Here is a 25085-nt window from a genome sequence, read left to right as displayed (position 1 = left end):
GCGGCGGACCGGCGCATGAGAAGGGAGCCCGGCATGGGCAGGCGGCGCGGCGAGGCGCTCGATGCGGCGATCCAGGCGGCGGCACTGCGGCTGCTCGCCGAGCACGGTCCCGAGGCGGTGACCATGGAGTCCGTTGCCGTGGCCGCCCACACCAGCAAGCCCGTCCTCTATCGACGCTGGCCCGACCGGCGCGCACTGCTGCGTGACACCCTGCTCGGCATTGCCACCACCTCGATACCCAGTCCCGACACGGGCAGCTTCCGCGGCGACATGCTCGCCGTGCTGCGTGGGTGGGCAGCGCTGTTCACCGGGGACAGTGCCCAGCCGATGCGGTCGGTGGCGCTGGCGGTGGCCGTCGACCCCGAGCTGGCGGCGGCGTTCCGCACCGATGTGCTCGGCATGCGTAAAGACCAGATGAACGCGATTCTCGCGCGCGCGATCGAGCGCGGCGAGGTGCGCGCCGACGTGCCGGTGGACCTGGTACGCGAACTGGGCCAGAGCGTGCTGTGGCACCGGCTGCTGATCAGCGGTGACGCCATCGACGACGACGTGGTGACCCGGCTCGTCGACGAGGTGCTGATCCCGGTGACACGCCCCTACTACGAGACGTAGTTAGCGAGGTCTACCATCGGAGCGTGCCCGCCGGACGACTTCTGCCCAGGCTCTTCATCGGGCTCGTCGATCTACTCCCCGAGCCGAGCCGTCGAGTGCAGCGCCTCATCGCCGCGGCGGTGATCCTGACCCAGGGCGGGATCGCCGTCACCGGAGCCATCGTGCGCGTCACCGCGTCCGGCCTCGGGTGCCCTACCTGGCCGCAGTGCTTCCCCGGCAGCTTCACCCCCGTCCCCCATGCCGAAGTGCCCGGCATCCATCAGGCCGTCGAATTCGGCAACCGCCTGCTGACCTTCCTCGTGGTCCTCACCGCGGCGGCCGCCGTCGTGGCCGTCACCCGGGCCCGCCGGCGCCGCGAGGTGCTGGTGTACGCGTGGCTGATGCCTGCGTCGACGGTCGCCCAGGCGGTCATCGGCGGCATCACCGTGCTGACCGGCCTGCTCTGGTGGACGGTCGCAATCCATCTGCTGGTGTCCATGGCGATGGTGTGGCTGGCGGTGCTGCTGTACGTCAAGGTCGGCGAACCGGACCCGAAGGACCGGGTCGGCGTGCCCGAACCTGCCGCACCGAAGCCGTTGCGGCAGTTGACGATCCTCTCCGCGATGGCTCTTGCCGCGGTCCTGGTGACCGGGACCATGGTCACCGGCGCCGGTCCCCATGCCGGCGACAAGAGTCTGGACCGACCGGTCCCCCGGCTGCAGATCGAGATCACCACGCTGGTGCACATGCACTCCACGCTGCTGTTCGCGTACCTTTCGCTGCTGGTGGGCCTGGGCTTCGGGCTGCTGGCCGTGCGGGCGTCCCGGCACGTGATGACCCGGCTGGGCGTCGTGGTGGTGTTGGTCGCGGCCCAGGGCACGCTCGGCGCGGTGCAGTTCTTCACCGGGGTTCCCGAGGTGTTGGTGGCGTTGCACGTCGCCGGCGCCGCGGCGTGTACCGCGGCCACCGCAGCGCTATGGGCCGCGCTGGGCGAACGGACCGAGCCCCAACCGCTCCAGCGCTGACTCGACCCCGCGAGCGAAGGTGCGTTGCTGCCGTAGACGCTCCTGGTCGCCGAGTTGACGCCAGCCCAGTGACGGTTCGACGAGCTCCAGTTCCAGCACCCGCGGATCCTGCGCATCGCCGATGATGTCCACCCGCGCATACAACAGCTCGGCCACCCCGATACCGAGCGGCCCGGCAGCCGCCGCGAGCGCGGCATGCCCCACATCCCACAGCTCGAAGTCCGGATCGGCGGGACGGAGCCGCTCCTCGGCGTAGGTCCCCGACTCGTCGAAGACGGGCGCGCCGCCCGGCGGCGGCAGCATCGGGCCCTTCGTGAACGCATGGGACTGCTCACCGCCGAGGAACACCAGCGCGGTCTCACCGTCGCCGACACGCCGATCGTAGGGTTGCACCAGCGCCGTCCGGCCCGCCGCCTGCAGCCCCTCGGCATGCGCGCGCGCCAGCTCGCGGTCGGAGAAGCGAAGTGCGCCAACAGAACCCGCGCCCACCGACGGCTTCACCACCACCTCGCCGGACGGTATGCGAACGTGCTCCCCCGGCGCGAAGAACATGCTGGGCACGGTGGGCACACCGGCCTCGGCCAGGTCGGCCAGGTACCGCTTGTCGACGTTCCAGGCCACCACCTCGGGAGCGTTGAGCAGGTGGGGCACCCGACGGGTCCAGGCCAGGAAGTCCTCAAGGCGGTCGATGTAGTCCCAGGCGGCGCGCAGGATCACCAGGTCGGCCCGTTCGGTGGCCGGATCGTCCCACGGCAGCCAGCGGGCGTGCAGGCCGCGCCCCCGCAGTGCCGCGATCAGACCGTCATCGTCGCCGTCGCCCGACGGCAACGCCGGGCAACCGGCCAGCACGATGCGCGGGTGGAAGATGTCGGGGCGGGCCAGCGTCATGAGGGGATCGACTTTACCGATGGAGCGCATCTCACCGATGAGGGCATGATGTGTCCTATGTACGCGATCGAAGTCGCCGAGACCGGCGGACCGGAAGTCCTGACCTATGTCGAGAAGTCCCAGCCCGAACCGGGCCCGGGTCAGGTGTTGATCAAGGCCGAGGCGATCGGCGTGAACTTCATCGACACCTACTTCCGATCAGGCCTGTATCCGCGGGAGACACCGTTCGTCGTCGGCACCGAGGTGTGCGGCATCATCGAGGCCGTCGGTGACGACGTCGCGGCGCTGAACGTCGGCGACCGGGTGGTCACCGCGCAGTCGCTGGGCGCGTATGCCGAATATTGTGTCGCGCCTGCCGATTTCGTGGCCTACGTACCCGACGGCGTCGCCCCGGACGTGGCAGCGTCAGCGCTGCTGAAGGGCACGACGGCGCACTACCTGATCAAGTCGACCTATCCGGTCCAGCAGGGCGACGTCGTCCTGGTCCATGCGGGCGCCGGCGGTGTCGGGCTGATCCTGACGCAGTGGGTCACCAGCCTGGCCGCCTCGGTGATCACCACCGTGTCGACGCCGGACAAGGCCGACCTGTCTCGCCGGGCGGGCGCGGTCGAGGTGCTCGACTACCCCGAGGACCCCAAGGCATTCGGCGACCGGATCCGGGAACTGACCGATGGGGACGGAGTCGCGGCGGTGTACGACGGCGTGGGTGCGTCCACCTTCGAGGCCAGCCTGGCCAGCCTCGCGGTCCGTGGCACACTGGCGCTGTTCGGTGCGGCCAGCGGCCCCGTCCCGCCGTTCGACCCGCAGCGACTCAACGCGGCCGGGTCGGTGTTCCTCACCCGGCCCAATCTCGCGCACCACACCCGCACGCCGGATGAATTCTCCTGGCGGGCAGGCGAACTGCTCACTGCGATTGCCGACGGCACCCTCACCGTCACGGTGAGCAACCGGTACGACCTGCGCAACGCCGAGCAAGCGCACCGTGACCTGCAGGGCCGCAAGACCGTGGGATCGGTCGTACTGGTCCCCTAGTCCGCCTGATCGGCGCGCGCCATCGCGTCCTGGTACTCGTCGAGGTTGATCTCTTCGGCCGTCACGGTCTTGGTGCCGTTGTAGACCTCGCGGTCGATCTCGTCGTCGGCATTGGCCACCAGCATGGCGACGAACGTGTCGCCGTTGACGTTGAGGAAGGTGCGGAAGATTCCGGCGAACCAGTCGACGGCGATCAGCAGGCCGACGGCCTCGAACGGCAGATCCAGCGACGTCGCGAGAAACATCGCGACCACCGGGAAGCCGCCGGGAACGGTGATGGTGCCCATGTTGAGCAGGATCGCCAACCCCATGCCGAGTGCGATCTGGCCCAAGCTCAGCTCGATGCCGCCGGCCTGGGCCAGGAACATGACCACGATCATGTAGTTCAGCACCGCACCGTAGGACCCCATCGTCAGGCCGATCGACAGCGTGAAGTTGGCGACCTTCTGGCTCACGCCCACCTTTTCGACGGTGTTCTTGAGCACGGTCGGAAAGGTCACCGCCGAGCTCGTCGTCGTGACGGCGATGGCGGTCTGCTCCGCCAGCTTGCCTGGCAGCAGCCACGGGTTGAGGCGGGTCCTGATCGTGACCACCACGACGAACAGGGCGAACAGGATGAGCACGCCGAGCAGCGTCGTGCCCAGATACTTGAGAGCGGTCGTGACCACCGCGAAGCCGACGTCGCCGGCGAGCGCGGCCAGCAGACAGAACACGCCGACCGGGGCGATGTACATGACCAGCCGGATCATCGTCAGGACGATCTGCTGAATCTGATCGATGAAGCCGAGAACACGCGTGTCGCCGGTCTTGGTGATCTGGGTGCGCAGCGCGATCCCGAAGAGCAGGGAGAAGACGATGATCGGCACCATCGTCGCCGTCGACATCGCGTCGAAGATGTTGGTGGACACGAAGTTCAGCAGGGTGTCCTGCCATCCCAGCGCCTCCTGCGCCGACTCCTGCAGACCGGCATCGGCCTCTTGGTCGAAGGTGATCCCCGCGCCGGGCCGGATCACCGAGCTCAGCGCCCAGGCGAGGACGGCCGCGACGAACGAGAACCCCAGCATCCAGGAGAAGGTGCGTGCGGCGATCTTGCCGGTGCCGGTGCCCGTCATCGAACCTGTCGCCACGATCACCGACGCCATCACCAGCGGGACGATCGACATCTGGATCAGCCGGATGAACAGGTCGCCGACGAATTTGAGGTTGGCCGCCCACTCACCGACGAGCAGGCCGAACACGATGCCGCCGACGGCGGCGACACCGATCTGTACCGCGGGATGCGAGAGGGTCTTCTTCATAGGTGCAGCACCGTAGGTCGGTCCTACTACCGGCAGGTGCCCTCAGGATTGCAACGCTGTTACACCGGCTCGGCCGCAGGAAAGGTCCAGGTTCCGTCGAGGATCTCGGCGCGTGGCCGGTACAGCCGCACCAGGTAGTTCCAGCCGGGCGTCACCGGTAGGCAATTTTCCGTCGAGCCGTCGCATCCGCCGAACTGGACCGTCACCGACCCGTCGGGGTCCCGGCGGGCGGTCACGCCGTTGACCGAGTAGGCGTTGGCGGAGTTCTCCGTGAAGTAGCCGTCGGCGTTGTAGACGGTGATCGACCAGAAGCCGTCCACCGGAACGTCGCCGACCGTCAGCCGGTGCACCGTCTGCCCGTCGTCGAGTTCCGGTGCCACGGTGAGATACAGCGCGTCACGCTCCGGGTTGCCGCCCCAGGCCGCGGCAGACCCGATCAGCCTGCGCACCGGATCGACCTCGGCCGCCGGGCCGAACATGCCTTTGGAATCCGGCAGCGTCGCGAACAGGGTGATCAACGCGTCGCGCACCTGCTTCTGGCTGACGGGGTCCCAGTCGGGGACCTCGAAGCTGCCCGGGCCGGCCTGCTCCACGACCACGCCGTCCTGCAGTGCGTGCACGGCCTCCAGGTCGGCCGCGTCGTTCGGATCGACGAGGGTACGCAACGCCAGCATCACGTACCGGGTACCGATGCCCGCCCGGTCGAACGTGTAGCTGCCCGCGCGGTAACCGACCTGGGGCACGTAGTGGTCCTCGGTGATGACCTGGAGTGAACGGAAGCGGGTGCCGGCCTCGGGCAACGTGACGGTGACCGGGGCGGCGTCGAGGTCGAAGACGGCCGCGGAGTAGAGCGTGTCGCGGTTCTGCCGCACGACGAGCTGCTCGTCGAGGGAGCCGAAATCGCGGAAGTGGATGAACCGTCCCAGACCGCCGCCGCGCACGATGTTCCCGAAGTACTGGTCGCTCTCGGCCCGGATGAAATTGTCGGGCGAGACGCGCACGGTCATGGTCGTCAGACGTGCAGCAGCGTCGGCAGCGCCAGCGCCGAGTCGACGGCCAGTGCCAAGAAGACTACGGCCAGGTAGTTGTTGGACTGCAGGAACAGCTTGAGCGGCTTCACCGGTTCACCGCGGCGCACACCCGCGTAGAGCTGGTGGGCCATGACCAGGAACCAGGTGCCCGCCAGGATCGCCACCGCGGTGTACAGCCAGCCCGTGGTCAGCGCCAGCGCAAGCGTCGCGACGACGGTCAGCCAGGTGTAGATCAGGATCTGCTTGGTGACCTGCTGCTCGGTGGCCACCACGGGCAGCATCGGCACGCCGGCCGCCTCGTAGTCGTCCTTGTAGCGCATCGCCAGCGCCCAGGTGTGCGGCGGCGTCCAGAAGAAGATGATCAGGAACATCACCAGAGCCGGCCACTGGATCGTCCCGGTGACCGCGGACCAGCCGATCATCACGGGCATGCAGCCGGCGGCCCCACCCCACACCACGTTCTGCGAGGTTCGGCGCTTGAGCAGCAGGGTGTACACCAGCACGTAGAACGCGATGGTGGCGCCGGCCAGGTGCGCCGAGAGCATGTTGGTGGTCCACCACAGCCAGAAGAACGAGGCGACCGAGAGCGTCAGACCGAAGACGAGTGCGTGGCTGCGCGGCACGGTCGCGCGGGCCAGCGCGCGGCGCTCGGTGCGCTTCATCTTCTTGTCGATGTCGGCATCGGCGACACAGTTCAACGTGTTGGCACCCGCGGCCGCGAGCAGCCCGCCGATCAAGGTGTTGAGAATCAGCAGCGGGTCCACGGTGCCCCGGTTGGCCAGGAGCATGGCCGGGATGGTGGTCACCAGCAGCAGTTCGATCACACGCGGCTTGGTCAGCCCCACATAGCCCAGCAGACGGGTGCGGAATCCGATCGGCCCCTCAGCGGCATCGCTGACGAGGTGGCCTTCGCGAATTCTCACGCAACCAACTCCTCAACGCCGGCGTGGGCCCCGCAGGGGGCATCTACTACAGAGGATGGTAGACCGCCGTCGTCGTCGCTCGAAATTGCAGGGTCGAATCATGGGTATCCGCAGGGATGACCTCTGCGTCGAATGCGCGTTCCACACTAGGGTGGTGGAAGCGGATCACCACCGCCCGTCTAGCCAAGGAGTGCATTTCGTGACCACGGTCGAAGAGATCAATTCCCTCACCCGACCCAACCACCCTGACGACTGGACAGATCTGGATTCACGGGCGGTCGACACCGTCCGGGTGCTGGCCGCCGACGCCGTGCAGAAGGTCGGCAACGGCCACCCCGGTACCGCGATGAGCCTCGCCCCACTGGCATACACGCTGTTCCAGCGACAGATGCGCCACGACCCGAACGACGTGCACTGGATCGGGCGTGACCGTTTCATCCTGTCCTGTGGGCACTCCAGCCTGACGCTCTACATCCAGCTGTATCTCGGCGGCTTCGGCCTCGAGCTGTCCGACATCGAAGCGCTGCGGACATACAAGTCCAAGACGCCGGGCCACCCCGAGTTCCGCCACACCCCCGGTGTGGAGATCACCACGGGTCCCCTGGGGCAGGGTCTGGCCTCCGCGGTGGGCATGGCGATGGCCGCCCGCTACGAGCGCGGCCTGTTCGACCCGGACGCCGCCCCCGGCACCAGCCCGTTCGACCACTTCATCTACGTGATCGCCTCCGACGGTGACATGGAAGAAGGCGTGACCAGTGAGGCGTCATCGCTGGCGGGGACCCAGCAGCTGGGCAACCTCATCGTCTTCTACGACAAGAACCACATCTCGATCGAGCACGACACCGACATCGCGCTGTCGGAGGATGTCGCCGGGCGCTACCGCGCGTACGGCTGGCACGTGCAGGAGGTCGAGGGCGGGGAGAACGTCGTCGGCATCGAACAGGCCATCGCCGAGGCGAAGAAGGTGACCGACAAGCCGTCGTTCATCTCGGTCCGGACCATCATCGGCTATCCCGCCCCGACGAAGATGAACACCGGCGGCGTCCACGGGTCGGCACTCGGTGACGACGAGGTGGCCGCGACGAAGAAGATCCTCGGGTTCGACCCCGACAAGACCTTCGAGGTCACCGACGAGGTCATCGAGCACACGCGGGGCCTGCAGAAGCGCGGCAAGGACGCACACGACAAATGGCAGCCCGAGTTCGACGCGTGGGCAGAGCGTGAGCCGGAGCGTAAGAAGCTGCTCGACCGTCTGACGGCCCAGGAGCTGCCCGAGGGCTGGGACTCCGACATCACCTACTGGGAGCCCGGCTCCAAGGCCGTGGCCACCCGCGCAGCGTTCGGCCAGGTGCTCAACGACGTCGCCCCGAAGCTGCCCGAGCTGTGGGGTGGCTCGGCCGATCTGGCAGGCAGCAACAACACCACCATCAAGGGCGTTAAGTCGTTCGGCCCACCCTCGATCTCGACCGAGGATTTCACCGCCGACTGGTACGGCCGGGTGCTGCACTTCGGCATCCGTGAGCACGCAATGGGTTCGATCCTGTCGGGCATCGTGCTGCACGGTCCCACGCGGGCCTTCGGTGGCACGTTCCTGCAGTTCTCCGACTACATGCGCCCGGCGGTGCGCCTCGCGTCGCTGATGGACATCGACACCATCTACATCTGGACCCACGACTCCGTCGGCCTCGGTGAGGACGGGCCCACCCACCAGCCCATCGAGCACCTCGCGGCACTGCGCGCGATCCCCAACCTCTCGGTGGTCCGCCCCGGCGATCCCAACGAAACCGCGTACGCCTGGCGCAGCATCGTGGCCCGCGGAAACGGCAGCGGTCCCGTCGGTTTCATTCTCACCCGGCAGGGCATCCCGGTTCTGGAAGGCACCGACGCCGACGGCGTCGCCAAGGGCGGATACGTGCTCGGCGGCGGTGACGCCACCGGCGCCGACGTCATCCTCATCGGCACTGGATCGGAACTCCAGCTGGCAGTCGAGGCGAAGAAGCAGCTGGCCGAGAAGGGCATCACCGCGGCAGTTGTGTCGATGCCATGCGTCGAGTGGTTCGAATCGCAGCCCAAGGACTACCGCGACTCGGTACTGCCGCCCACCGTGTCGGCACGGGTCGCCGTCGAGGCCGCCGTCGCACAAAGCTGGTACAAGCTCGTCGGCGACACCGGCGAGATCATCTCGATCGAGCACTACGGCGAATCCGCCGACGACAAGACGTTGTTCCGCGAATTCGGCTTCACGCCAGAGGCAGTGGTCGCCGCAGCGGAACGCACCATTGCCAACTGAAGCCAACTGACTAACGAAAAGAGACCTCACATGACGCAGAACCCGAATCTCGCGGCTCTGGCCGCCGCAGGTGTATCGGTATGGCTCGACGACCTGTCCCGCACCCGGCTGCAGACCGGCAACCTGCAGGAGCTCATCGACACCAAATCGGTGGTGGGCGTCACGACCAACCCGTCGATCTTCCAGGCCGCCCTGTCCAAGGGCGACGCCTATGACGCCCAGGTCAAGGAACTGGCCGAGCGCGGAGCCGACGTCGACGCCACCATCCGCACCGTGACCACCGACGACGTGCGCAACGCCTGCGACGTGCTCGCCAAGCAGTACGAGCTCTCCGACGGCGTGGACGGCCGGGTGTCCATCGAAGTCGATCCGCGTCTCGCCCACGACACCGACAAGACCATCCTGCAGGCCATCGAACTGTGGAAGATCGTGGACCGGCCCAACCTGCTGATCAAGATCCCTGCGACGGAGGCCGGCCTGCCCGCGATCACCGCGGTGATCGCCGAAGGCATCTCGGTGAACGTGACGCTGATCTTCTCGGTGGAACGGCACCGCCTGGTCATGGACGCCTACCTGGCAGGGCTGGAGAAGGCCAAGGAAGCCGGCCACGACCTGTCCCGTATCCATTCCGTCGCATCGTTCTTCGTCTCCCGCGTGGACACCGAGATCGACAAGCGGCTGGAGGATATCGGCACCGACGAGGCGCTTGCTCTGCGTGGGAAGGCCGGTGTGGCCAATGCCCGCCTCGCCTACGCCGCCTACGAAGAGGTCTTCCTCGGCGGCGACCGCTTCGCCGCCCTGAGCTCCTCCGGCGCCCGCGTCCAACGTCCGCTGTGGGCCTCGACCGGCGTAAAGAATCCCGACTACTCCGACACGCTGTACGTGACGGAGCTCGTCGCTCCCAACACGGTCAACACGATGCCGGAGAAGACGATGGACGCCGTCGCCGACCACGGCGTGATCAGCGGCGACACCATCACCGGCCGCGCCGCCGAGTCGCAGGAGATCTTCGACCAGCTCTCCGCGATCGGAATCGACCTGACCGACGTGTTCCTGGCACTGGAGAACGAGGGCGTGGAGAAGTTCGAGAAGTCGTGGCAGGAGTTGTTGGAAGCCACCCAGGGCCAGCTCGACGAAAAGAAGTGACGTCCGCACCGATGAGCGCTTGCGCGAAGAGCGATACGACGACGAGCGCTTGCGCGAGGAGCGATAGACGATGAGCGATAGACGATGAGCGACTGCAGCAGCACTCCGCCGGACTGGGTGAACCCGCTACGAGACAAGCGGGACAAACGGATGCCGCGGATCGCAGGCCCCTGCGGCGTGGTGATCTTCGGTGTGACAGGCGATCTCGCCCGCAAGAAGCTGATGCCGGCGATCTATGACCTGGCCAACCGCGGGCTGCTGTCGCCCACCTTCTCGCTCATCGGCTTCGCCCGTCGCGACTGGGCCGACGAGGACTTCGCGAAGGTCGTCTACGACGCGGTCAAGCAGCACGCCCGCACGCCTTTCCGGCAAGAGGTCTGGGACCGGCTGGCCGAGGGATTCCGGTTCGTCCAAGGCACTTTCGACGACGACAAGGCCTTCGAGCAACTCAGCGAGACGCTGCAGAAACTCGACGCCGAGCGCGGCACCGGCGGCAATCACGCGTTCTACCTGTCGATCCCGCCGAAGGCGTTCCCGCAGGTACTCGAGCAGCTGTCCAAGTCCGGGTTGGCCGAGAAGCCGGACGGGTGCTGGAGCCGGGTCATCATCGAGAAGCCGTTCGGCCACGACCTGTCCAGCGCCGAAGACCTGAACAATCTGGTGAACAGCGTCTTCCCCGAGTCCTCGGTGTTCCGCATCGACCACTACCTCGGCAAGGAGACCGTCCAGAACCTGCTGGCGCTGCGCTTCGCCAACCAGATGTTCGAACCCATCTGGAACGCCCACTACGTAGACCATGTCCAGATCACCATGGCCGAGGACATCGGGCTCGGCGGTCGAGGCGGCTACTACGACGGAGTCGGCGCCGCGCGCGACGTCATCCAGAATCATCTGCTGCAGCTGCTCGCGCTCACCGCCATGGAGGAACCGGTCAGCTTCCAGCCCTCGGAGCTGCAGGCCGAGAAGATCAAGGTGCTCTCGGCGACCCAACTCGCGGAACCGTTGGACCTCAACACCTCCCGCGGTCAATACGCCGCGGGCTGGCAGGGCGGCGAGAAAGTGGTCGGCCTTCTCGACGAGGAGGGGTTCTCCAAGGACTCGACCACCGAGACCTTCGCGGCGATCACCGTGGATGTGGACACTCGGCGGTGGGCGGGCGTCCCGTTCTACCTGCGCACCGGTAAGCGGCTGGGTCGCCGGGTGACGGAGATCGCCCTGATCTTCAAGCGGGCACCTCATCTTCCGTTCGACGCCACCATGACCGAAGAACTGGGTCAGAACGCACTGGTGATCCGGGTGCAGCCGGACGAGGGCATCACGCTGAGGTTCGGCTCCAAGGTTCCCGGAAACCAGATGGAGGTCCGCGACGTCAGCATGGACTTCTCGTACGGGTCCGCCTTCGCCGAAGACTCCCCCGAGGCGTACGAGCGCCTGATCCTGGACGTTCTGCTCGGTGAGCCCTCGCTGTTCCCGGTCAACGCCGAAGTCGAGTTGGCCTGGAAGATCCTGGACCCGGCGCTTGAGTACTGGGCCTCACATGGCAAGCCGGACACCTACGAGGCCGGCACCTGGGGTCCCGAGTCGGCGTTCGAGATGCTGCGCCGCACCGGGCGCGAATGGAGAAGGCCGTAATGATCGTCGACCTGCCCGACAGCACCACCGACGTCATCAACAAGAAGATCGTGGCACTGCGCGAAGAGGGGGGTGCGATCACCCTCGGCCGCGTGCTGACGCTGGTCATCGCGCCGGATACCGAAGCGCTGCTGGAGGATTCGATCGAGGCGGCCAACGCGGCGAGCCGGGAACATCCGTGCCGGGTCATCGTGGTGACCCCCGGTGACCGGCTGGCCGGCGAAGCCCGGCTGGACGCGCAGCTGCGGGTCGGCAGGGACGCCGGGGCCAACGAGGTGGTGGTCCTGCGCCTGTCCGGACCGCTCGCCAAGCACGCCAGCAGCGTGGTGACCCCGTTCCTGCTGCCCGACACCCCCGTGGTGACGTGGTGGCCCGACGTCGCGCCCGCCGTCCCGGCCGAAGATCCCCTGGGCAGGCTGGCGATTCGCCGGATCACGGATGCGACGAACGGTCCCGATCCCCTCGAGTCGATCAAGAGCCGTCTCAAGGGATACACCTCCGGTGACACCGACCTGGCCTGGAGCCGTATCACCTACTGGCGGGCGTTGCTGACATCGGCGGTGGACCAGGCACCGCACGAACCGGTGACCTCGGCACTGGTGTCGGGGCTGAAGACCGAACCCGCGCTGGACATCCTGGCCGGCTGGCTGGCCAGTCGCATCGACGGCGAGGTGCGGCGAGAGGTCGGCGAACTCAAGGTCGAGTTGGTGCGCCCCAGCGAAACCATCGTCCTGAGCCGCCCGCAGGACGGCATCACCGCGACGATCACCCGCACGGCCAAGCCGGACGCTCTGGTTCCGTTGGCGCGCAGGGAGACCCGGGAATGCCTGGCCGAGGACATGCGGCGGCTCGACCCCGACGAGATCTACCACGAAGCGCTCGCAGGCCTGGACAAGGTGGTGTACGGATGACCCCGACGATCGAGAAGTACCCGGATACCGAGGCGCTGGTCACCGCCGCAGGGGATCGGCTGGTGGGCGCCATCCTCGACGCCGTCGCCGCGCGCGGTGAGGCGGCCATCGTTCTCACCGGCGGCGGTACCGGCATCGGCCTGCTGAAACGGGTCGGCGAGCGCAGTGGCGAGATCGACTGGGCCAAGGTGCACATCTACTGGGGCGACGAACGCTTCGTGCCCGCCGATGACGATGAGCGCAACGACAAGCAGGCGCGCGAAGCGCTGCTCGACCATGTCGGCATTCCGGACACGAACGTGCACGCGATCGCCGCGACGGACGGCGAGTTCGGTGACGACCTCGAGGCCGCCGCGCAGGGGTACTCCGAGGTGGTCATCGGGAACATGCAGACCACCGGACCCCGATTCGATGTGCACCTGTTGGGTATGGGCCCGGAGGGCCACGTCAACTCGTTGTTCCCCGACACCGACGCCGTGAAGGAGACCGAGCGGTGGGTCGTGGGCGTCACCGACTCCCCCAAGCCGCCACCGCGGCGGGTCACGCTGACACTGCCCGCGATCGCCCGTTCACGCGAGGTGTGGCTGGTCGTGTCCGGCGAGGGCAAAGCCGACGCGGTCGCCGCGGCCGTGGGCGGCGCCGACCCGGTCGACATCCCCGCGGCGGGAGCAGTCGGGTCCGAGGCCACCGTGTGGCTGCTCGACGAGGCCGCGGCCTCGAAACTCTAACTGCTGCTGCGTCGTTCGGGGCTCGACGAGACCAGCACCGACAGAACCACCGCCACCAGCAGCAGCGCCGGCACGTCTCCCCACAGGTGTCCGGTGTGCCGGCCCCCGTCGCCGAACGATTGCACCGCCATGATCGCGGCATGGACGACGCTCGACCACACCGTGAACCAGATCAGGCTCGTATTCGCTTCGGGGCGACGCGCCGCGAGGCACAGGAAGATGCCCAGCACCGCGTACACGCCGACGATCATCATGAAGTAGTCGGACTCGTGGGGTGCCCCGTGGTGCCATGCCCAGCCCGAGGGCCAGACCACCGCCAGCGGGTAGAGCACCAGCATGACCGCGCCGAACACGACGAGCGCGATCTGAAGTAATCGGTATCGGGTTCCGGACGCCATTACGCCCTCCCATCGCATCCGTCGCGAGCTATCAAATCGACTACAGCGACAATAAGGCGGCGGGAGGCCGCATTCACCACAATCGACGTCGACGGACGCCGGCCACGCGACCGTGGCGATGCCGGTTCACGGGGCCGACTCCCTCCTACGCTGCGAGTTCGGCCCGATTGGCCGCCCTCCCGCGCCAAGTCCGGGAATTCCGCTTTTTCGGCGCCGGTACTGCGAATGCGTGCGACGATCGAGGGGCTGTGCCCGATACAGCAAACACCACGACGCGTGGCATCGACAGTACGGCCAGAGGAGCAGGTGATGAACTGGACAGCGGCTCCGGGCATCCGGATCGCGATCACTCGTGCGGCCCTGGCCTGCGCGGTGACCGCAATGGCGGCGATGGGTGCGGCCGGGCCGGCATCGGCGACGTCGGGGTGGTCCGGACTGACCGTGGCACCGATTCCCGTGCAGGTGCCCGATCCGGGCACGCCCACCAGCCCGGATGACCCCCGGTGCGCGGCGACGCCGGAGCTGCCGGTGTGCCAGGGCGGTCCGTACGACACCGTGCCCACCAGCCCGTCGGATACCGCCTGCATCTCCCAGCCGCTGAGCCCGATATGTCAGGGCGGGCCGTACGCGCCGCCACCTCCCCCGCCGATACCGGCCCCGCCATCCGCGGTAGCACCGCCGCCACTACCGCCCGCAGCCCCGCCGGTCATCGCGCCCCCGCCGATCACGCCGCCGCCGGTGATCGCGCCCCCACCCATCACGCCGCCACCGGTGATCGCGCCCCCACCTGTCATGGCGCCGCCCCCGATGCCTGCCATGCCAGCGATACCGGCCATGCCGTCGGGGATGCCTGGCTCGATGTGACCCAGACGGCTATCCGGAGGTCCCGCCCCCTCTCTCGGCGGCGCGGGCGTCGGCGTACCCCGCCACATACTGGGTGACACGTTCTACCAGCCGGGACTCACTCGGCCTCGGGTCCCGGTCGCACTGTCGAGTCGACATGTAGATCAGACGTGCGCGGAGCGCGAACGGTTCCATCGGCCCACGACGAGGATGGACGCGCAACCGCAAGTGCCCCGTCGGCAGGCAATGCAAGCCACGAATACCCTGGACGCGCAGCACCTTTGGCCGGTCATCGCGGTGGCCGGCCATCCTGCCCGGCGACCAACACGCCATGCGGACACTCACTCGGGCATCTGCACCACCTCATCGAGCCCGTGGGTCATACTGGCCGAATGGCAGACAAGAGCGGCAGACCGGCACCGCGCACAGGTGGGGAGCGGATCAGGAAGCTCGCGCAGGCCGCGCTGAACGCTGACGTCACCGTCGAGCAGGTGGACACCATCCTCGAGGGTCTGAGCGACACCCTGGACGACCTCAACCGCTCCACGGGCAATCTCGACGCCACCCTGGAACGGTTCAACGACACCATCAACCAGATCAACGAGCTGGCCCCGCGCCTGCACGGTGTGGTCGACCGGATGGAGGGCATCGTCGACCGCGTCGAACGGATCGTCGGCATCGGCGAATCGGTGATCACGCCGATCGCAGTCACCGAGCAGGTGCTGCGCGGAGCGATCGACAAGGTGCGCCGCTCCGCAGGCCTGTGACCGACAGCGTCCCCACCCCCGCACCGCCGTACGCGCAGGACACCGGCCTGCCGTGGGATGTGACCGTGGACGACGCGGTGGCCGCGATCGGCGACGCACGCCGCCGCCACGGCGACACCTTCGCCGTCCACAGCGGCACCGACCGCTACCTGTTCACGTTCTCCCCCGCCGGCGTCGAAGCGTTCTACGCGCTGCCCGAACAGATGGCCAGCAAGGGCGTCGCGGACTATCTGATGCTGCGCCGCAAGCTACCCGACGAGATCTTCGACGGCAGAAGAACATTGCCCACATCTCTGTTTCGCCGGGACGACGTCGCCGGGTATCTCGACAACCTGACGACGGCGCTCGACTCGACCGCCGCGGAACTCGGCAGCGAGGGCAGCGTGGAGCTCTTCGCCCTGACCAGACGGCTCGGCCACCGGATGGGGCTGGCTTCGTGGGCGGGCCCGGGTTCAGCGGAGGGCGACGCGTTCGAACGGCTGGTGCGGGACTTCGACGTCCTGGACGGGGCGGACGCGTTCGTTCACCCCGAGACGATGGCCGACGTCGCCGCGAGCGGCAAGCGGGCCGAGAACGCGGCGCTGGAGGACATCGTCGACGTGATCGGATCTGCGATCACCCGGCACGGCGAGACCGCCGGTGACGACATATCGCTGTTCGCCCGGATCGTCGACACGTGGTCCGACGAGAGCTCCGCGCGCCGGCTACGCGGCATCGCGCTCGACGTGGCCCTCATCCACATCGCCTCGATGTCGAACCTGATGGCCGCCCTGGGTTGGGCCCTCGTCGATCTCCTCACACACCCGGCCGATGGCGCCCGCGTCGCCGACGGCGACCTGGAGTGGACGCAGAAGTGTGCGCTGGAAAGCATCCGGCTGGCGCAACGCTCGATCATGGCGCGAACCGTGCTGGAGCCCGTGGACCTCGACACCGGCGCGGTGACCTACCGGGTTCCGCCGGGATGGACGGTCGCCACGCTGCTGCCGCTGCTCAACACCTCGGCCACCACGGAGTTGGGTCAATGGCGTCCCGACCGATGGCAGGGCCACCGGCTCCGAGAGCGTGCCGGGCTGCTGTCGCCCACCCTGGTCACCACGTTCGGTCACGGCAGGCATTCCTGCCCCGCGCAACCCTTCTCGCTGACCGCCATGTCCACCGCCATGACGTATCTGCTGGGCCGCTACGACATGACGCCGGGCTGGACCAGCTATCCGCGGCCGGTCGCCGCCCAGATCGGCGGAGTGGCACGGGCCGCAGATCCCTGCGCTATCCGCTATTGCGCAGTGCGGTAGCCAGCCCGCTCATCGTCAGCAGAATGCCGCGCTGGACGAGTTCGTCGTCGTCACCCGACCGGTAACGCCGTAGCAGCTCCACCTGTAAATGGTTGAGCGGCTCCAGGTATGGGAAGCGGTTGAACACCGACCGGGCCAGCGACGGGTTGTCGGCCAACAGGTCGTCCTGGCCGGTGATCAGTTTGTGCATCCGGATCGTGCGCTCGTGTTCGTCGGCGATCTTGTCGAACACCCGCCGGCGCAGCGCTTCGTCCTCGACGAGCTCGGCGTAGCGGGCAGCCAGACCCAGATCCGATTTCGCCAGCACCTGAGCCATGTTCGACAGCACCGTGGCGAAGAAAGGCCAGCGCCGGTAAAGGTCCTGCAGCACCTCCAGCCGGGCTTCCCTGTCCGGACCTTCCCCGATGTACTCCTCGAACGCGGTCCCGGTGCCGTACCAGCCCGGCAGCATCACCCGCGACTGGCTCCACGCCAGCACCCACGGAATGGCCCGCAGATCCGAGATCGACGTCGTCGGCTTGCGCGAGGTGGGCCTGCTGCCGATGTTCAGCGCCCCGATCTCGCTGACCGGCGTCGACGCCTTGAAGTACTCCACAAAACCCGGGGTCTCGTGCACGAGGTCGGAGTAGGCGCGCTGCGCCCGCGCCGCAAGATCGTCGAGCACCTCATAGGCCGGTTCGGCCGCGTCACCGAGGCCCTCGACATCGAGCAGCGTCGACTCGAGCGTGGCCGCGACCAGCGTCTCCAGATTGCGGTGCGCGATCCGCGGTTCGGCGTACTTCGCGGCGATGATCTCGCCCTGCTCGGTGATGCGCAGCGAGCCCCGCACCGCGCCGGGCGGCTGGGCGAGAATGGCGTCGTAGCTCGGGCCGCCACCACGGCCGACGGTGCCGCCACGGCCGTGGAACAACCGCAGCCGGATCCCGGTCTTGCGGGCCGACTCCACCAGGTCGAGCTCCGCGCGGTACAGCGCCCAGTTCGCGGCCAGGTAGCCGCCGTCCTTGTTCGAGTCCGAGTAGCCGAGCATCACCTCCTGGCTGTCACCGCGGGCCGCGACCACGGCCCGGTACAGCGGAAGGTCCAGCACCGCTTCGAGAATCGCGGAACCACGCTGAAGATCGTCGATGGTCTCGAACAACGGCACGATCCCGACAGGTGCATACGGTTCCTCGGCCGACGCGTCCAGCAGGCCCGCCTCCTTGAGCAGGATCGCGGCCTCGAGCATGTCCGACACGGACTGGCACATCGAGATGATGTAGTTCGGCACCGCCTGCGGCCCGAACACGTGCACCGCCCGCGCAGCGGCGGCCACGATATCGAGCTCCTTGCGGGCGAGCTCGGACAGTTGCGCCGCCGGACCGGTCAGCGGACGCCGCGTCGCCAGCTCGGCCGCCAGGATCTCGACACGCTCGTCCTCGCTCAGCGACGCATAGTCCGGATGCACCCCCGCCCACGCCAACAGCTCGGCGATGACCTCTTCGTGCACGTCGGAGTTCTGGCGCAGATCCAGCCCGGACAGGTGAAACCCGAAGACGCGCACGGCTTCCCGCAGTCGCGCCAACCTGTCGTCGGCCAGTACGGCGCTGCCGTTGGCCCGCAGTGACTCGTCGATGGCGTCGAGGTCGTCGAGCAGTTCACCCGGTTCGACGTAGGGGTCCATGCCGAGATCGAGTTCGTGCTCGGGTTGCCGGTCCAGGATCTGCCGTGCGGTCGCGGTCAGGCGTGCATGCGCGACGCGCAGCGCACGGCGGTACGGTTCGTCGGCGCGGGCAGGCTCGTGGCAGGCGTCGGCCAGTGCGGCCAGCGCGTCGCTGGTGTGCACCAGCCGCACCGACATCGAGAGCTCCTGCTCCAGCGCAGTGAGCTCGACGAAGTAGTGCGAGATCGCGGTGTATGCGGCGCTGCCGGTGGCGAGCCGGACCACCTCGGCCGTGACGTTGGGGTTGCCGTCGCGATCACCGCCGATCCACGAACCGGGCCTCAGGATCGGATCTGCCAGCACATTGGCCTCCGGCCAGCGTGCCTGCAGCGCCGCCCGCACCTCGGCGTTGACCTGGGGGATCACCTCGAAGAACGCCGCCTGGTAGTAGCGCAGGCCGGTCTCGATCTCGTCCTGGATCTTCAAGCGGGACAACCGGATCAGCGCGGTCTGCCACAGCGTGAGGATATGGCGACGAAGTTCGTGTTCGACATCACGGCCGTCGCCCGTCGTGCTGTGGCCGTGCAGCCGAAGACGCATCAGCTCGGTGATGCGGTGCTGGGTGTCGAACACGGTGCGGCGTCGCGTCTCGGTCGGGTGCGCGGTGATCACCGGGGAGACCAGCGCCCCGACCAGCGCGTCGGCCACGGTGTCCGGGTCCAGATCGGCGGTGTCGAGCTTCAGATACGTGGCGGCGAGACTGCTGTTCTGCGGCGGTGCGTCCTTCTTCTGGTGGATCGCGCGGCGCCGCTCCCGGTGGATGTCCTCGGCCACGTTGGCCAGCAGCGCGAAATGCGTGAATGCGCGGATGACCGGGATCGCCCGATGGACGTCGACGTCGCGGAACAGCTCGGCCAGGTCCGCGCGGTCGATCTCGGAGCGACGCACCCGGAAGGCTTCGACCCGGGCGCGTTCGACGAGGTCGAATACCTCGTCGCCGTTCTGCTCGCGGACGGTGTCTCCGAGGATGGTGCCCAGTAACCGAATGTCCTCGCGCATCGGTTCGGTGGCTTCCCGACCGACCTGGGTGCGCTGGACGGCTCCGAACGGTTCAAGGGTGGTGTCGGGTGCCTGAGCCATGCCCCAAGTATCCGGGTTGCCTGTCGGCCCCGCAGAACGTGGCCCGAGTGGCTAGACGCCGTACTTGATGGACAGAGCCATGCCGACGATGGAGACGACCCAGATGCCCGTGACGAACATCGTCACCCGGTCGAGGTTCTTCTCCACCACGGTGGAACCGGACAGGCTGGACTGCACACCGCCGCCGAACAGGCTGGACAGACCGCCACCCTTGGCGCGATGCAGCAGGACCAGGAGCACGATCAGCACACTGGTGATGACCAGGGTGATCTGCAGAGCCAATTGCATGGCCGCCAGACTACAGGTCGGGGCCGCCTGTCACGGAAGCGGACCGCCGGCCGCGATGGCCGACAGCGTGGCGAACTGCTCGCCGTCCAGCGACGCACCGCCGACCAGTGCGCCGTCCACATCGGCCTGTCCGACGATCTCGCCGACGTTCTTGGCGTTCACCGAGCCGCCGTAGAGCACCCGTACGCCCGCGGCGATCTCGGGCGAGGCGAGGTTCCCCAGTTCGTCCCTGATCGCCTTACACACTTCCTGCGCGTCGGCGGCACTGGCGACCCGGCCGGTGCCGATCGCCCAGACCGGCTCGTAGGCGATGACGGCCTGGCCGATCTGCTCGGCCGACAGCCCCGCCACCGAGCCCCGCAGCGAGTTCACATTGAAGTCGACGTGATTTCCGGCCTCACGCACCTCCAGCTGCTCGCCGATGCACACGATCGGGGTCAGCCCGTGCTTGAACGCGGCGAGCGCCTTCGCGGCGACGAGGCCGTCGTCCTCGTTGTGGTACGTCCGCCGCTCCGAGTGCCCGACCACGGCGAACGTGCATCCGAGCTTGGCCAGGAACGCCCCGCTGATCTCACCGGTGTACGCGCCGGAGTCGTGCTGGGACACGTCCTGGGCACCGTAGGTGAGCCGCAGCTTGTCGCCGTCGACCAGCGTCTGCACGCTCCGCAGATCGGTGAACGGCGGTAGGACGGTGACGTCGACCTTGTCGAAGTACTTGTCCGGCAACGAGAACGCGATCTTCTGCACCAACGCGATCGCCTCGAAGTGGTTCAGGTTCATCTTCCAGTTGCCGGCGATCAGCGGCTTACGGGACAAGAGGGACTCCTAGGTTGTGGAGGTCGGGACTACTCGAGTACTCGGATACCGGGCAGCTCTTTGCCCTCAAGGTATTCCAGCGACGCCCCGCCACCGGTGGAAATGTGCGAGAAACCGTCGTCGGGCAGACCGAGCTGACGCACCGCGGCGGCCGAGTCGCCGCCGCCGACGACGCTGAACGCGCCCTTGGCGGTGGCTCCGATGATCGCCTCGGCGACGCCCTTGGTGCCCGCCGCGAACGCCGGGAACTCGAACACGCCCATCGGGCCGTTCCAGAACACCGTCTTGGCGTTCGACAGCAGCGCGGCGAACCGCTTCACCGATTCCGGGCCGATGTCGAGGCCCATCTTGCCGTCGGGGATCTTGTCCGCGGCCACCGTCTCGGCCGGTGAGTCGGCGGCGAACTTCTCGGCCACCACGATGTCGACCGGCAGATGCAACACGTCGGCGTAGGTGTCGAGCAGCTTGCGACACGTGTCGATCATGCTCTCTTCGAGCAGCGAGCCGCCCACCGAAAAGCCCTGTGCAGCAAGGAAGGTGAAGCACATCCCGCCGCCGATGATCAGACTGTCGGCCTTGGTCGCCAGGCTCTCGATCACCGCGAGCTTGTCCGACACCTTGGAGCCGCCCAGCACCACCGCGTAGGGACGCTCGTCTGCCTCGGTCAGCTGTGCCAGCACCTTGATCTCGGCGTCGACCAGGATGCCCGCGTAGTGCGGCAGCAGGGTGGCGACGTCATACACCGATGCCTGCTTGCGGTGCACCACACCGAACCCGTCGGACACGAACGCCGGCGTCGGCCCACCGGGTGAGTCGACGAGCTCGACGAGCGCTTTCGCCAGCTTGGCCCGTTCCGCGTCGTCCTTGCTGGTCTCGCGGGCGTCGAAGCGGATGTTCTCCAGCAGCAGGATGTCGCCGTCGGTCAGCCCTTCGGATCGGGCCAGTGCGTCGCTGCCGACGACGTCGCCGGCCAGCTGGACGTGCCGTCCCAGCTGCTCGCTCAGCGCTTTGGCGACCGGGGCGAGCGAGAACTTGGGATCCGGCTCGCCTTTGGGCCTGCCGAGGTGCGCGGTGACGACGACCTTGGCGCCGGCGTCGCTCAACGCTTTCAGCGTCGGCACGGAAGCGATGATGCGGCCCGGGTCGGAAATGTGGCCGTCGTCATCGAGGGGGACGTTCAGGTCGGAGCGCACCAGCACGCCCCGCCCCGCTACGCCCTCGGAGAGAAGGTCGGACAGTGACTTGATCCCCATCGGACTTAGAGCGACTTACCGACGAGGCCGACCAGGTCCACGAGACGGTTGGAGTAGCCCCACTCGTTGTCGTACCAGGAGACGACCTTGGCCTGATTGTCGATGACCTTGGTCAGGCCCGCGTCGAAGATCGAGCTGTGCGGATCGGTGACGATGTCGCTGGAGACGATGGGTGCGTCGTAGTACTTGAGAATGCCCTTGAGGGGTCCGTCGGCCGCCGCCTTCATGGCCGCGTTGATCTCGGCGGCGGTGCCCGGCTTCGCCAGCTCGGCCGTCAGGTCGGTGCACGAGCCGGTGGGGATCGGTACCCGCAACGCGTAGCCGTCCAGCTTGCCCTTGAGCTCGGGCAGTACCAGGCCGATCGCCTTGGCGGCACCGGTGGACGTGGGCACGATGTTGAGCGCGGCGGCGCGGGCGCGGCGCAGATCCTTATGCGGACCGTCCTGCAGGTTCTGGTCCTGCGTGTAGGCGTGCACGGTGGTCATCAGGCCCTTGACGATGCCGAACTCGTCGTTGAGCACCTTGGCCAGCGGGCCGAGACAGTTCGTGGTGCACGAGGCGTTGGAGATGATGTTCTGGCTGCCGTCGTACTTGTCGTCGTTGACGCCGAGCACGATGGTGATGTCCTCGTCGCTGGCAGGCGCCGAGATGATGACCTTCTTGGCGCCGGCGTCGAGGTGGCCCTGCGCCTTGGCGCGGGCGGTGAAGATGCCGGTGGACTCGACGACGACGTCGACACCGAGGTCGCCCCAGGGCAGGGCCGAGGGCCCTTCCTTGACCTCGAGTGCCTTGATCTTGACGTTGCCGACGACGATGGTGTCGTCGCCCTCGAGGCTGACGTCGTAGGGCAGCCGGCCGAGGATCGAGTCGAATTTGAGCAGGTGCGCCAACGAGGCGTTATCGGTGAGGTCGTTGACCGCCACGATCTCGATGTCGGTGTTCTTGCCTTCGGCCTTCTGCGCGTCCAGCGCGCGGAAGAAGTTGCGTCCGATGCGGCCGAAGCCGTTCACGCCTACCCGGATCGTCACGTCTGTCTCCTCTATCTGTTGAACTGCGCCTTAGATCGCCGACCTGCTCGGCAGCCAGCCTAGTAGTAGTGCGTCCGCCCGCGCGCGGTCGCCCCGCAGCGCTGCTAGAGCATTCCCACGCTTTGGTCGACGTAGGGGTTGCCGAGCCATTTGCGGCGAATGCGCTGCAGTGTGCCGTTGTCTTCCAGCTCGGCCTGCGCGACCTGCAGACGCGCCAGAAGCGCCTGATCGCCGGGATTAACGGCGACCGCGATCTCTTCCACCGACAGGCCGCGCTGGACCACCGCGACTCCTGGGCTGACACGGTGAGCGGCCCTGACGAGTTCGGCCAGCACCGGCGCGAGCGCAAGCATCGCGTCGCAGCCGCCGGCAACCAGGTCGGCGATCGCGGTGCTCACCGCGCCGTACTCGTAGACCCGTACACGCGCCGCCTTGCCGTCGGCGACGAGGCCGTCGGCGACCGCTTCGCTGGTGTTGCCCCGCTGCACCCCGACGGTCAGGCCGGCAAGGTCGTCGACGGAGTGCACGTGCGGCAGCCGGGAGGTGTCCACGGCCAGGGCCTGTCCGGAGATCAGGTACGCCGGCAGGAACCTGGCCCGCCGCTGCCGCTCGGGGGTGACGGTCGTACCGGCGATGACGCAGTCGTAGTCGCCCGCGTCGAGGCGGTCGAAGATGCCGTCAAAATCGGCGCCCTCGAATGTGATGAACTCGGCCCGTTCGCCGATCGCGGCGGCCAGCGCGGTCATCACCTCGATGTCCAGGCCGGTCTGACCGGGGATCGCGTTGAACGGCGGGTTCGGATACGCCACCCCGACCCGCAAATCGCTCATGGGGCCACGGTAAAGGCTTACTGTGCCGTCCGTGAAGGACGTACCGAACGCCGAGGGGCAACCCCGGGCGGCGGATGCCGCGCCGATGACGTTTCTGGCACGCCTGGGCGCGGCGATGATCGCTGCGGGCTACCCCATCGGCATGGTTCGGCGGACGCTGGCGGTGTCGGCGGACGGTTACGGGGTGTCGCGCGAGATGTTGGTGCTGCCCAACTACATCCAGCTCGGGGGCGGCGATAATACCGGCGGCACCACCCTTCGGGTCGCCAGCGCCGAGCGAGACCTCCGCTTCGACCAGACGTTTCCGCTCGCCACGCTCGTCAAGGCGGCAGAGGGCCACCAGGTGACCGCCGACGAGGGTCTGGCCGAACTGGATCGCATCGATGCGTTGCCGCCCCGGTTCCCGGCGTGGGCGTTCGTCGCCGGCTACACCCTCCAGAGCGCGGCGTTCGCGCTGATCCTGCAGCCGAACCCGGTGGCGCTGATGGCGGCCACCGTTCTCGGCTTCGGGGTGGGACTGCTGGGGTTGGTGGCGCGGCGCAGCGAGCCGCTCACCCAGCTGCTGCCCGTCGTGGCCGCTTTCCTGGTGGCCCTGTGCGCGTTCCTCGGAGGGCGGTGGCTGCACCTGGGCGAAGGCAGCCTGCGGGCGTTGGCGCCCGCGCTGGTCATGTTCCTGCCCGGCGCGGCCATCACGCTGGCGGTGATCGAGCTCAGCAGCCGCGACGTGATCGCCGGGTCGGCGCGGCTGGTCGCCGGCGGGATGCGGCTGGCCCAGCTCGCCTTCGGAATCCTGATCGCCGCCCAGGTCGCGGGCCTCACCGCGGACGAACTGAGCGTCGCGACCGTGGACCGGTTCGGTCCGTGGGCGCCGTGGCTGGGCTGCGCCGTGTACGCGATCGGATTGTTCCTGTTCCACGGTCCGCCCACTCGCTTCATGGTGTGGATGCTGCTGATCCTCTACGTCTCCTACGCCGGCCAGCTCGTCGCCGATGCCGTACTCGGCAGCTACGCCAGCGGTTTCGGCGGCGGCCTGACGCTGACACTGTGCGCACTGCTGCTCGCGCAGCGACCGGGCACACCGTCCGCGGCGACGCTGCTGCTCCCCGGCTTCTGGCTGCTGGTGCCGGGGTCGCTGGGCTTCATCGGTGTCACCGAACTGATCGGCACCAACAGCGCGGGCGCCGTGGCCGTCACGGTGATATCGATGATCTCGATCGCCCTCGGCATCCAGGCCGGCCTGCTGTTGATGGGCGTGTACCGCCAGTTGCGGACCACGGTCGCGCGCCGGCAGTGATA

The 25085-nt window shown here is 67.9% G+C and carries 23 protein-coding genes; 12 read left to right on the top strand and 11 right to left on the bottom strand.

Translation table 11 applies throughout. The features are described from left to right. Window positions 1-33 precede the first annotated feature (33 nt). A complete protein-coding gene (locus EL337_RS12715; protein WP_048631556.1) occupies window positions 34-612 on the top strand; it encodes a TetR/AcrR family transcriptional regulator in 579 nt (192 codons plus the stop codon). Between the two features lie 23 nt (window positions 613-635). Continuing rightward, the gene (locus EL337_RS12710; RefSeq protein ID WP_370737129.1) at window positions 636-1616 is read left to right on the top strand and encodes a COX15/CtaA family protein; all 981 of its coding nucleotides are present in this window, start codon (window positions 636-638) and stop codon (window positions 1614-1616) included. On the opposite strand, the gene EL337_RS12705 is transcribed toward EL337_RS12710, so the two are convergent. Next, on the bottom strand, window positions 1566-2504 hold the full coding sequence (locus tag EL337_RS12705; protein WP_048631554.1) for an ATP-grasp domain-containing protein: 939 nt from the start codon (window positions 2502-2504) through the stop codon (window positions 1566-1568). The genes EL337_RS12710 and EL337_RS12705 overlap by 51 nt on opposite strands. Window positions 2505-2561: 57 nt before the next feature. Between EL337_RS12705 and EL337_RS12700 the strand changes: the two genes are divergently transcribed. Beyond that, the gene (locus EL337_RS12700) at window positions 2562-3536 is read left to right on the top strand and encodes a quinone oxidoreductase family protein (protein WP_197724230.1); all 975 of its coding nucleotides are present in this window, start codon (window positions 2562-2564) and stop codon (window positions 3534-3536) included. Here EL337_RS12700 and EL337_RS12695 read toward each other — a convergent pair. From EL337_RS12695 to EL337_RS12685, 3 genes are read right to left on the bottom strand one after another with little or no spacing between them, the layout of a single operon-like run. Next, window positions 3533-4834, bottom strand: coding sequence for a dicarboxylate/amino acid:cation symporter (locus EL337_RS12695; protein WP_048631368.1), 1302 nt, complete (start codon window positions 4832-4834; stop codon window positions 3533-3535). The genes EL337_RS12700 and EL337_RS12695 overlap by 4 nt on opposite strands. A 59-nt stretch (window positions 4835-4893) precedes the next feature. Further along, window positions 4894-5841 carry a DUF1254 domain-containing protein gene (locus EL337_RS12690; protein ID WP_048631367.1) on the bottom strand — a complete coding sequence of 316 codons (948 nt, stop codon included), beginning with the start codon at window positions 5839-5841 and terminating at the stop codon, window positions 4894-4896. A gap of 5 nt (window positions 5842-5846) precedes the next feature. Next, the gene (locus EL337_RS12685; RefSeq protein ID WP_048631366.1) at window positions 5847-6788 is read right to left on the bottom strand and encodes a heme o synthase; all 942 of its coding nucleotides are present in this window, start codon (window positions 6786-6788) and stop codon (window positions 5847-5849) included. Between the two features lie 199 nt (window positions 6789-6987). Between EL337_RS12685 and tkt the strand changes: the two genes are divergently transcribed. The 5 genes from tkt to pgl all read left to right on the top strand — a co-directional run bounded on the left by tkt (window position 6988) and on the right by pgl (window position 13495). Continuing rightward, on the top strand, window positions 6988-9078 hold the full coding sequence (gene tkt / locus EL337_RS12680; protein WP_048631552.1) for a transketolase: 2091 nt from the start codon (window positions 6988-6990) through the stop codon (window positions 9076-9078). A gap of 30 nt (window positions 9079-9108) precedes the next feature. Beyond that, window positions 9109-10224: a transaldolase gene (gene tal / locus EL337_RS12675; RefSeq protein ID WP_048631365.1), complete on the top strand. Its 1116-nt coding sequence runs from the start codon at window positions 9109-9111 to the stop codon at window positions 10222-10224. An 84-nt stretch (window positions 10225-10308) separates the two neighbouring features. Next, window positions 10309-11856: a glucose-6-phosphate dehydrogenase gene (gene zwf, locus EL337_RS12670; protein ID WP_048631364.1), complete on the top strand. Its 1548-nt coding sequence runs from the start codon at window positions 10309-10311 to the stop codon at window positions 11854-11856. Continuing rightward, entirely contained in the window at window positions 11856-12767 is a 912-nt protein-coding gene (gene opcA, locus EL337_RS12665; protein ID WP_048631363.1) for a glucose-6-phosphate dehydrogenase assembly protein OpcA, read from the top strand. The genes zwf and opcA overlap by 1 nt, the downstream gene beginning before the upstream one ends. Continuing rightward, complete coding sequence (pgl, locus tag EL337_RS12660; RefSeq protein ID WP_048631362.1) at window positions 12764-13495, top strand: 6-phosphogluconolactonase; 732 nt, start codon at window positions 12764-12766, stop codon at window positions 13493-13495. Before opcA ends, pgl begins: the two co-directional genes overlap by 4 nt. On the opposite strand, the gene EL337_RS12655 is transcribed toward pgl, so the two are convergent. Beyond that, on the bottom strand, window positions 13492-13893 hold the full coding sequence (locus tag EL337_RS12655; protein WP_048631361.1) for a DUF6632 domain-containing protein: 402 nt from the start codon (window positions 13891-13893) through the stop codon (window positions 13492-13494). The genes pgl and EL337_RS12655 overlap by 4 nt on opposite strands. A 309-nt stretch (window positions 13894-14202) precedes the next feature. On the opposite strand from EL337_RS12655, the gene EL337_RS28740 reads away from it, so the two are divergent. The 3 genes from EL337_RS28740 to EL337_RS12640 all read left to right on the top strand — a co-directional run bounded on the left by EL337_RS28740 (window position 14203) and on the right by EL337_RS12640 (window position 16795). Beyond that, entirely contained in the window at window positions 14203-14757 is a 555-nt protein-coding gene (locus EL337_RS28740; RefSeq protein ID WP_157866299.1) for a hypothetical protein, read from the top strand. Between the two features lie 371 nt (window positions 14758-15128). Beyond that, on the top strand, window positions 15129-15503 hold the full coding sequence (locus tag EL337_RS12645; protein ID WP_048631360.1) for a hypothetical protein: 375 nt from the start codon (window positions 15129-15131) through the stop codon (window positions 15501-15503). Continuing rightward, entirely contained in the window at window positions 15500-16795 is a 1296-nt protein-coding gene (locus tag EL337_RS12640; protein ID WP_048631359.1) for a cytochrome P450 family protein, read from the top strand. Before EL337_RS12645 ends, EL337_RS12640 begins: the two co-directional genes overlap by 4 nt. Here EL337_RS12640 and ppc read toward each other — a convergent pair. The 6 genes from ppc to EL337_RS12610 form a co-directional block, all read right to left on the bottom strand. Continuing rightward, on the bottom strand, window positions 16770-19574 hold the full coding sequence (gene ppc, locus EL337_RS12635; RefSeq protein ID WP_048631358.1) for a phosphoenolpyruvate carboxylase: 2805 nt from the start codon (window positions 19572-19574) through the stop codon (window positions 16770-16772). The two genes, EL337_RS12640 and ppc, sit on opposite strands and share 26 nt — an antisense overlap. A 51-nt stretch (window positions 19575-19625) precedes the next feature. Further along, a complete protein-coding gene (secG, locus tag EL337_RS12630) occupies window positions 19626-19862 on the bottom strand; it encodes a preprotein translocase subunit SecG (protein ID WP_048631357.1) in 237 nt (78 codons plus the stop codon). Window positions 19863-19892: 30 nt separating this feature from the next. Further along, window positions 19893-20678 (bottom strand): triose-phosphate isomerase, encoded by a 786-nt coding sequence (tpiA, locus tag EL337_RS12625; RefSeq protein WP_048631356.1) that lies wholly within the window; start codon window positions 20676-20678, stop codon window positions 19893-19895. A gap of 29 nt (window positions 20679-20707) precedes the next feature. Next, window positions 20708-21931: a phosphoglycerate kinase gene (locus EL337_RS12620; protein WP_048631355.1), complete on the bottom strand. Its 1224-nt coding sequence runs from the start codon at window positions 21929-21931 to the stop codon at window positions 20708-20710. A 5-nt stretch (window positions 21932-21936) separates the two neighbouring features. After that, complete coding sequence (gene gap, locus EL337_RS12615) at window positions 21937-22959, bottom strand: type I glyceraldehyde-3-phosphate dehydrogenase (RefSeq protein ID WP_048631354.1); 1023 nt, start codon at window positions 22957-22959, stop codon at window positions 21937-21939. 104 nt (window positions 22960-23063) lie between these two features. Beyond that, a complete protein-coding gene (locus EL337_RS12610) occupies window positions 23064-23789 on the bottom strand; it encodes an ABC transporter substrate-binding protein (protein ID WP_048631353.1) in 726 nt (241 codons plus the stop codon). Window positions 23790-23820: 31 nt separating this feature from the next. On the opposite strand from EL337_RS12610, the gene EL337_RS12605 reads away from it, so the two are divergent. Next, on the top strand, window positions 23821-25083 hold the full coding sequence (locus EL337_RS12605) for a threonine/serine exporter family protein (protein ID WP_232786745.1): 1263 nt from the start codon (window positions 23821-23823) through the stop codon (window positions 25081-25083). Window positions 25084-25085 lie beyond the last annotated feature (2 nt).

Source organism: Mycolicibacterium aurum, assembly GCF_900637195.1.
Taxonomy (GTDB): Bacteria; Actinomycetota; Actinomycetes; order Mycobacteriales; family Mycobacteriaceae; genus Mycobacterium; species Mycobacterium aurum.
Note: the sequence above shows the minus strand (reverse complement) of the source record. Positions and strands in the feature narration are given on the sequence as shown.

Excerpts from the sequence above, each read along its gene's own strand:
- EL337_RS12715 (WP_048631556.1), top strand. The coding sequence starts at position 34 with ATGGGCAGGCGGCGCGGCGAGGCGCTCGATGCGGCGATCCAGGCGGCG.
- EL337_RS12705 (WP_048631554.1), bottom strand. The coding sequence starts at position 2,504 with ATGACGCTGGCCCGCCCCGACATCTTCCACCCGCGCATCGTGCTGGCC.
- EL337_RS12700 (WP_197724230.1), top strand. The coding sequence starts at position 2,562 with ATGTACGCGATCGAAGTCGCCGAGACCGGCGGACCGGAAGTCCTGACC.
- EL337_RS12695 (WP_048631368.1), bottom strand. The coding sequence starts at position 4,834 with ATGAAGAAGACCCTCTCGCATCCCGCGGTACAGATCGGTGTCGCCGCC.
- EL337_RS12690 (WP_048631367.1), bottom strand. The coding sequence starts at position 5,841 with ATGACCGTGCGCGTCTCGCCCGACAATTTCATCCGGGCCGAGAGCGAC.
- tal (WP_048631365.1), top strand. The coding sequence starts at position 9,109 with ATGACGCAGAACCCGAATCTCGCGGCTCTGGCCGCCGCAGGTGTATCG.
- zwf (WP_048631364.1), top strand. The coding sequence starts at position 10,309 with ATGAGCGACTGCAGCAGCACTCCGCCGGACTGGGTGAACCCGCTACGA.
- opcA (WP_048631363.1), top strand. The coding sequence starts at position 11,856 with ATGATCGTCGACCTGCCCGACAGCACCACCGACGTCATCAACAAGAAG.
- pgl (WP_048631362.1), top strand. The coding sequence starts at position 12,764 with ATGACCCCGACGATCGAGAAGTACCCGGATACCGAGGCGCTGGTCACC.
- EL337_RS12655 (WP_048631361.1), bottom strand. The coding sequence starts at position 13,893 with ATGGCGTCCGGAACCCGATACCGATTACTTCAGATCGCGCTCGTCGTG.
- EL337_RS28740 (WP_157866299.1), top strand. The coding sequence starts at position 14,203 with ATGAACTGGACAGCGGCTCCGGGCATCCGGATCGCGATCACTCGTGCG.
- EL337_RS12645 (WP_048631360.1), top strand. The coding sequence starts at position 15,129 with ATGGCAGACAAGAGCGGCAGACCGGCACCGCGCACAGGTGGGGAGCGG.
- ppc (WP_048631358.1), bottom strand. The coding sequence starts at position 19,574 with ATGGCTCAGGCACCCGACACCACCCTTGAACCGTTCGGAGCCGTCCAG.
- secG (WP_048631357.1), bottom strand. The coding sequence starts at position 19,862 with ATGCAATTGGCTCTGCAGATCACCCTGGTCATCACCAGTGTGCTGATC.
- EL337_RS12620 (WP_048631355.1), bottom strand. The coding sequence starts at position 21,931 with ATGGGGATCAAGTCACTGTCCGACCTTCTCTCCGAGGGCGTAGCGGGG.
- EL337_RS12610 (WP_048631353.1), bottom strand. The coding sequence starts at position 23,789 with ATGAGCGATTTGCGGGTCGGGGTGGCGTATCCGAACCCGCCGTTCAAC.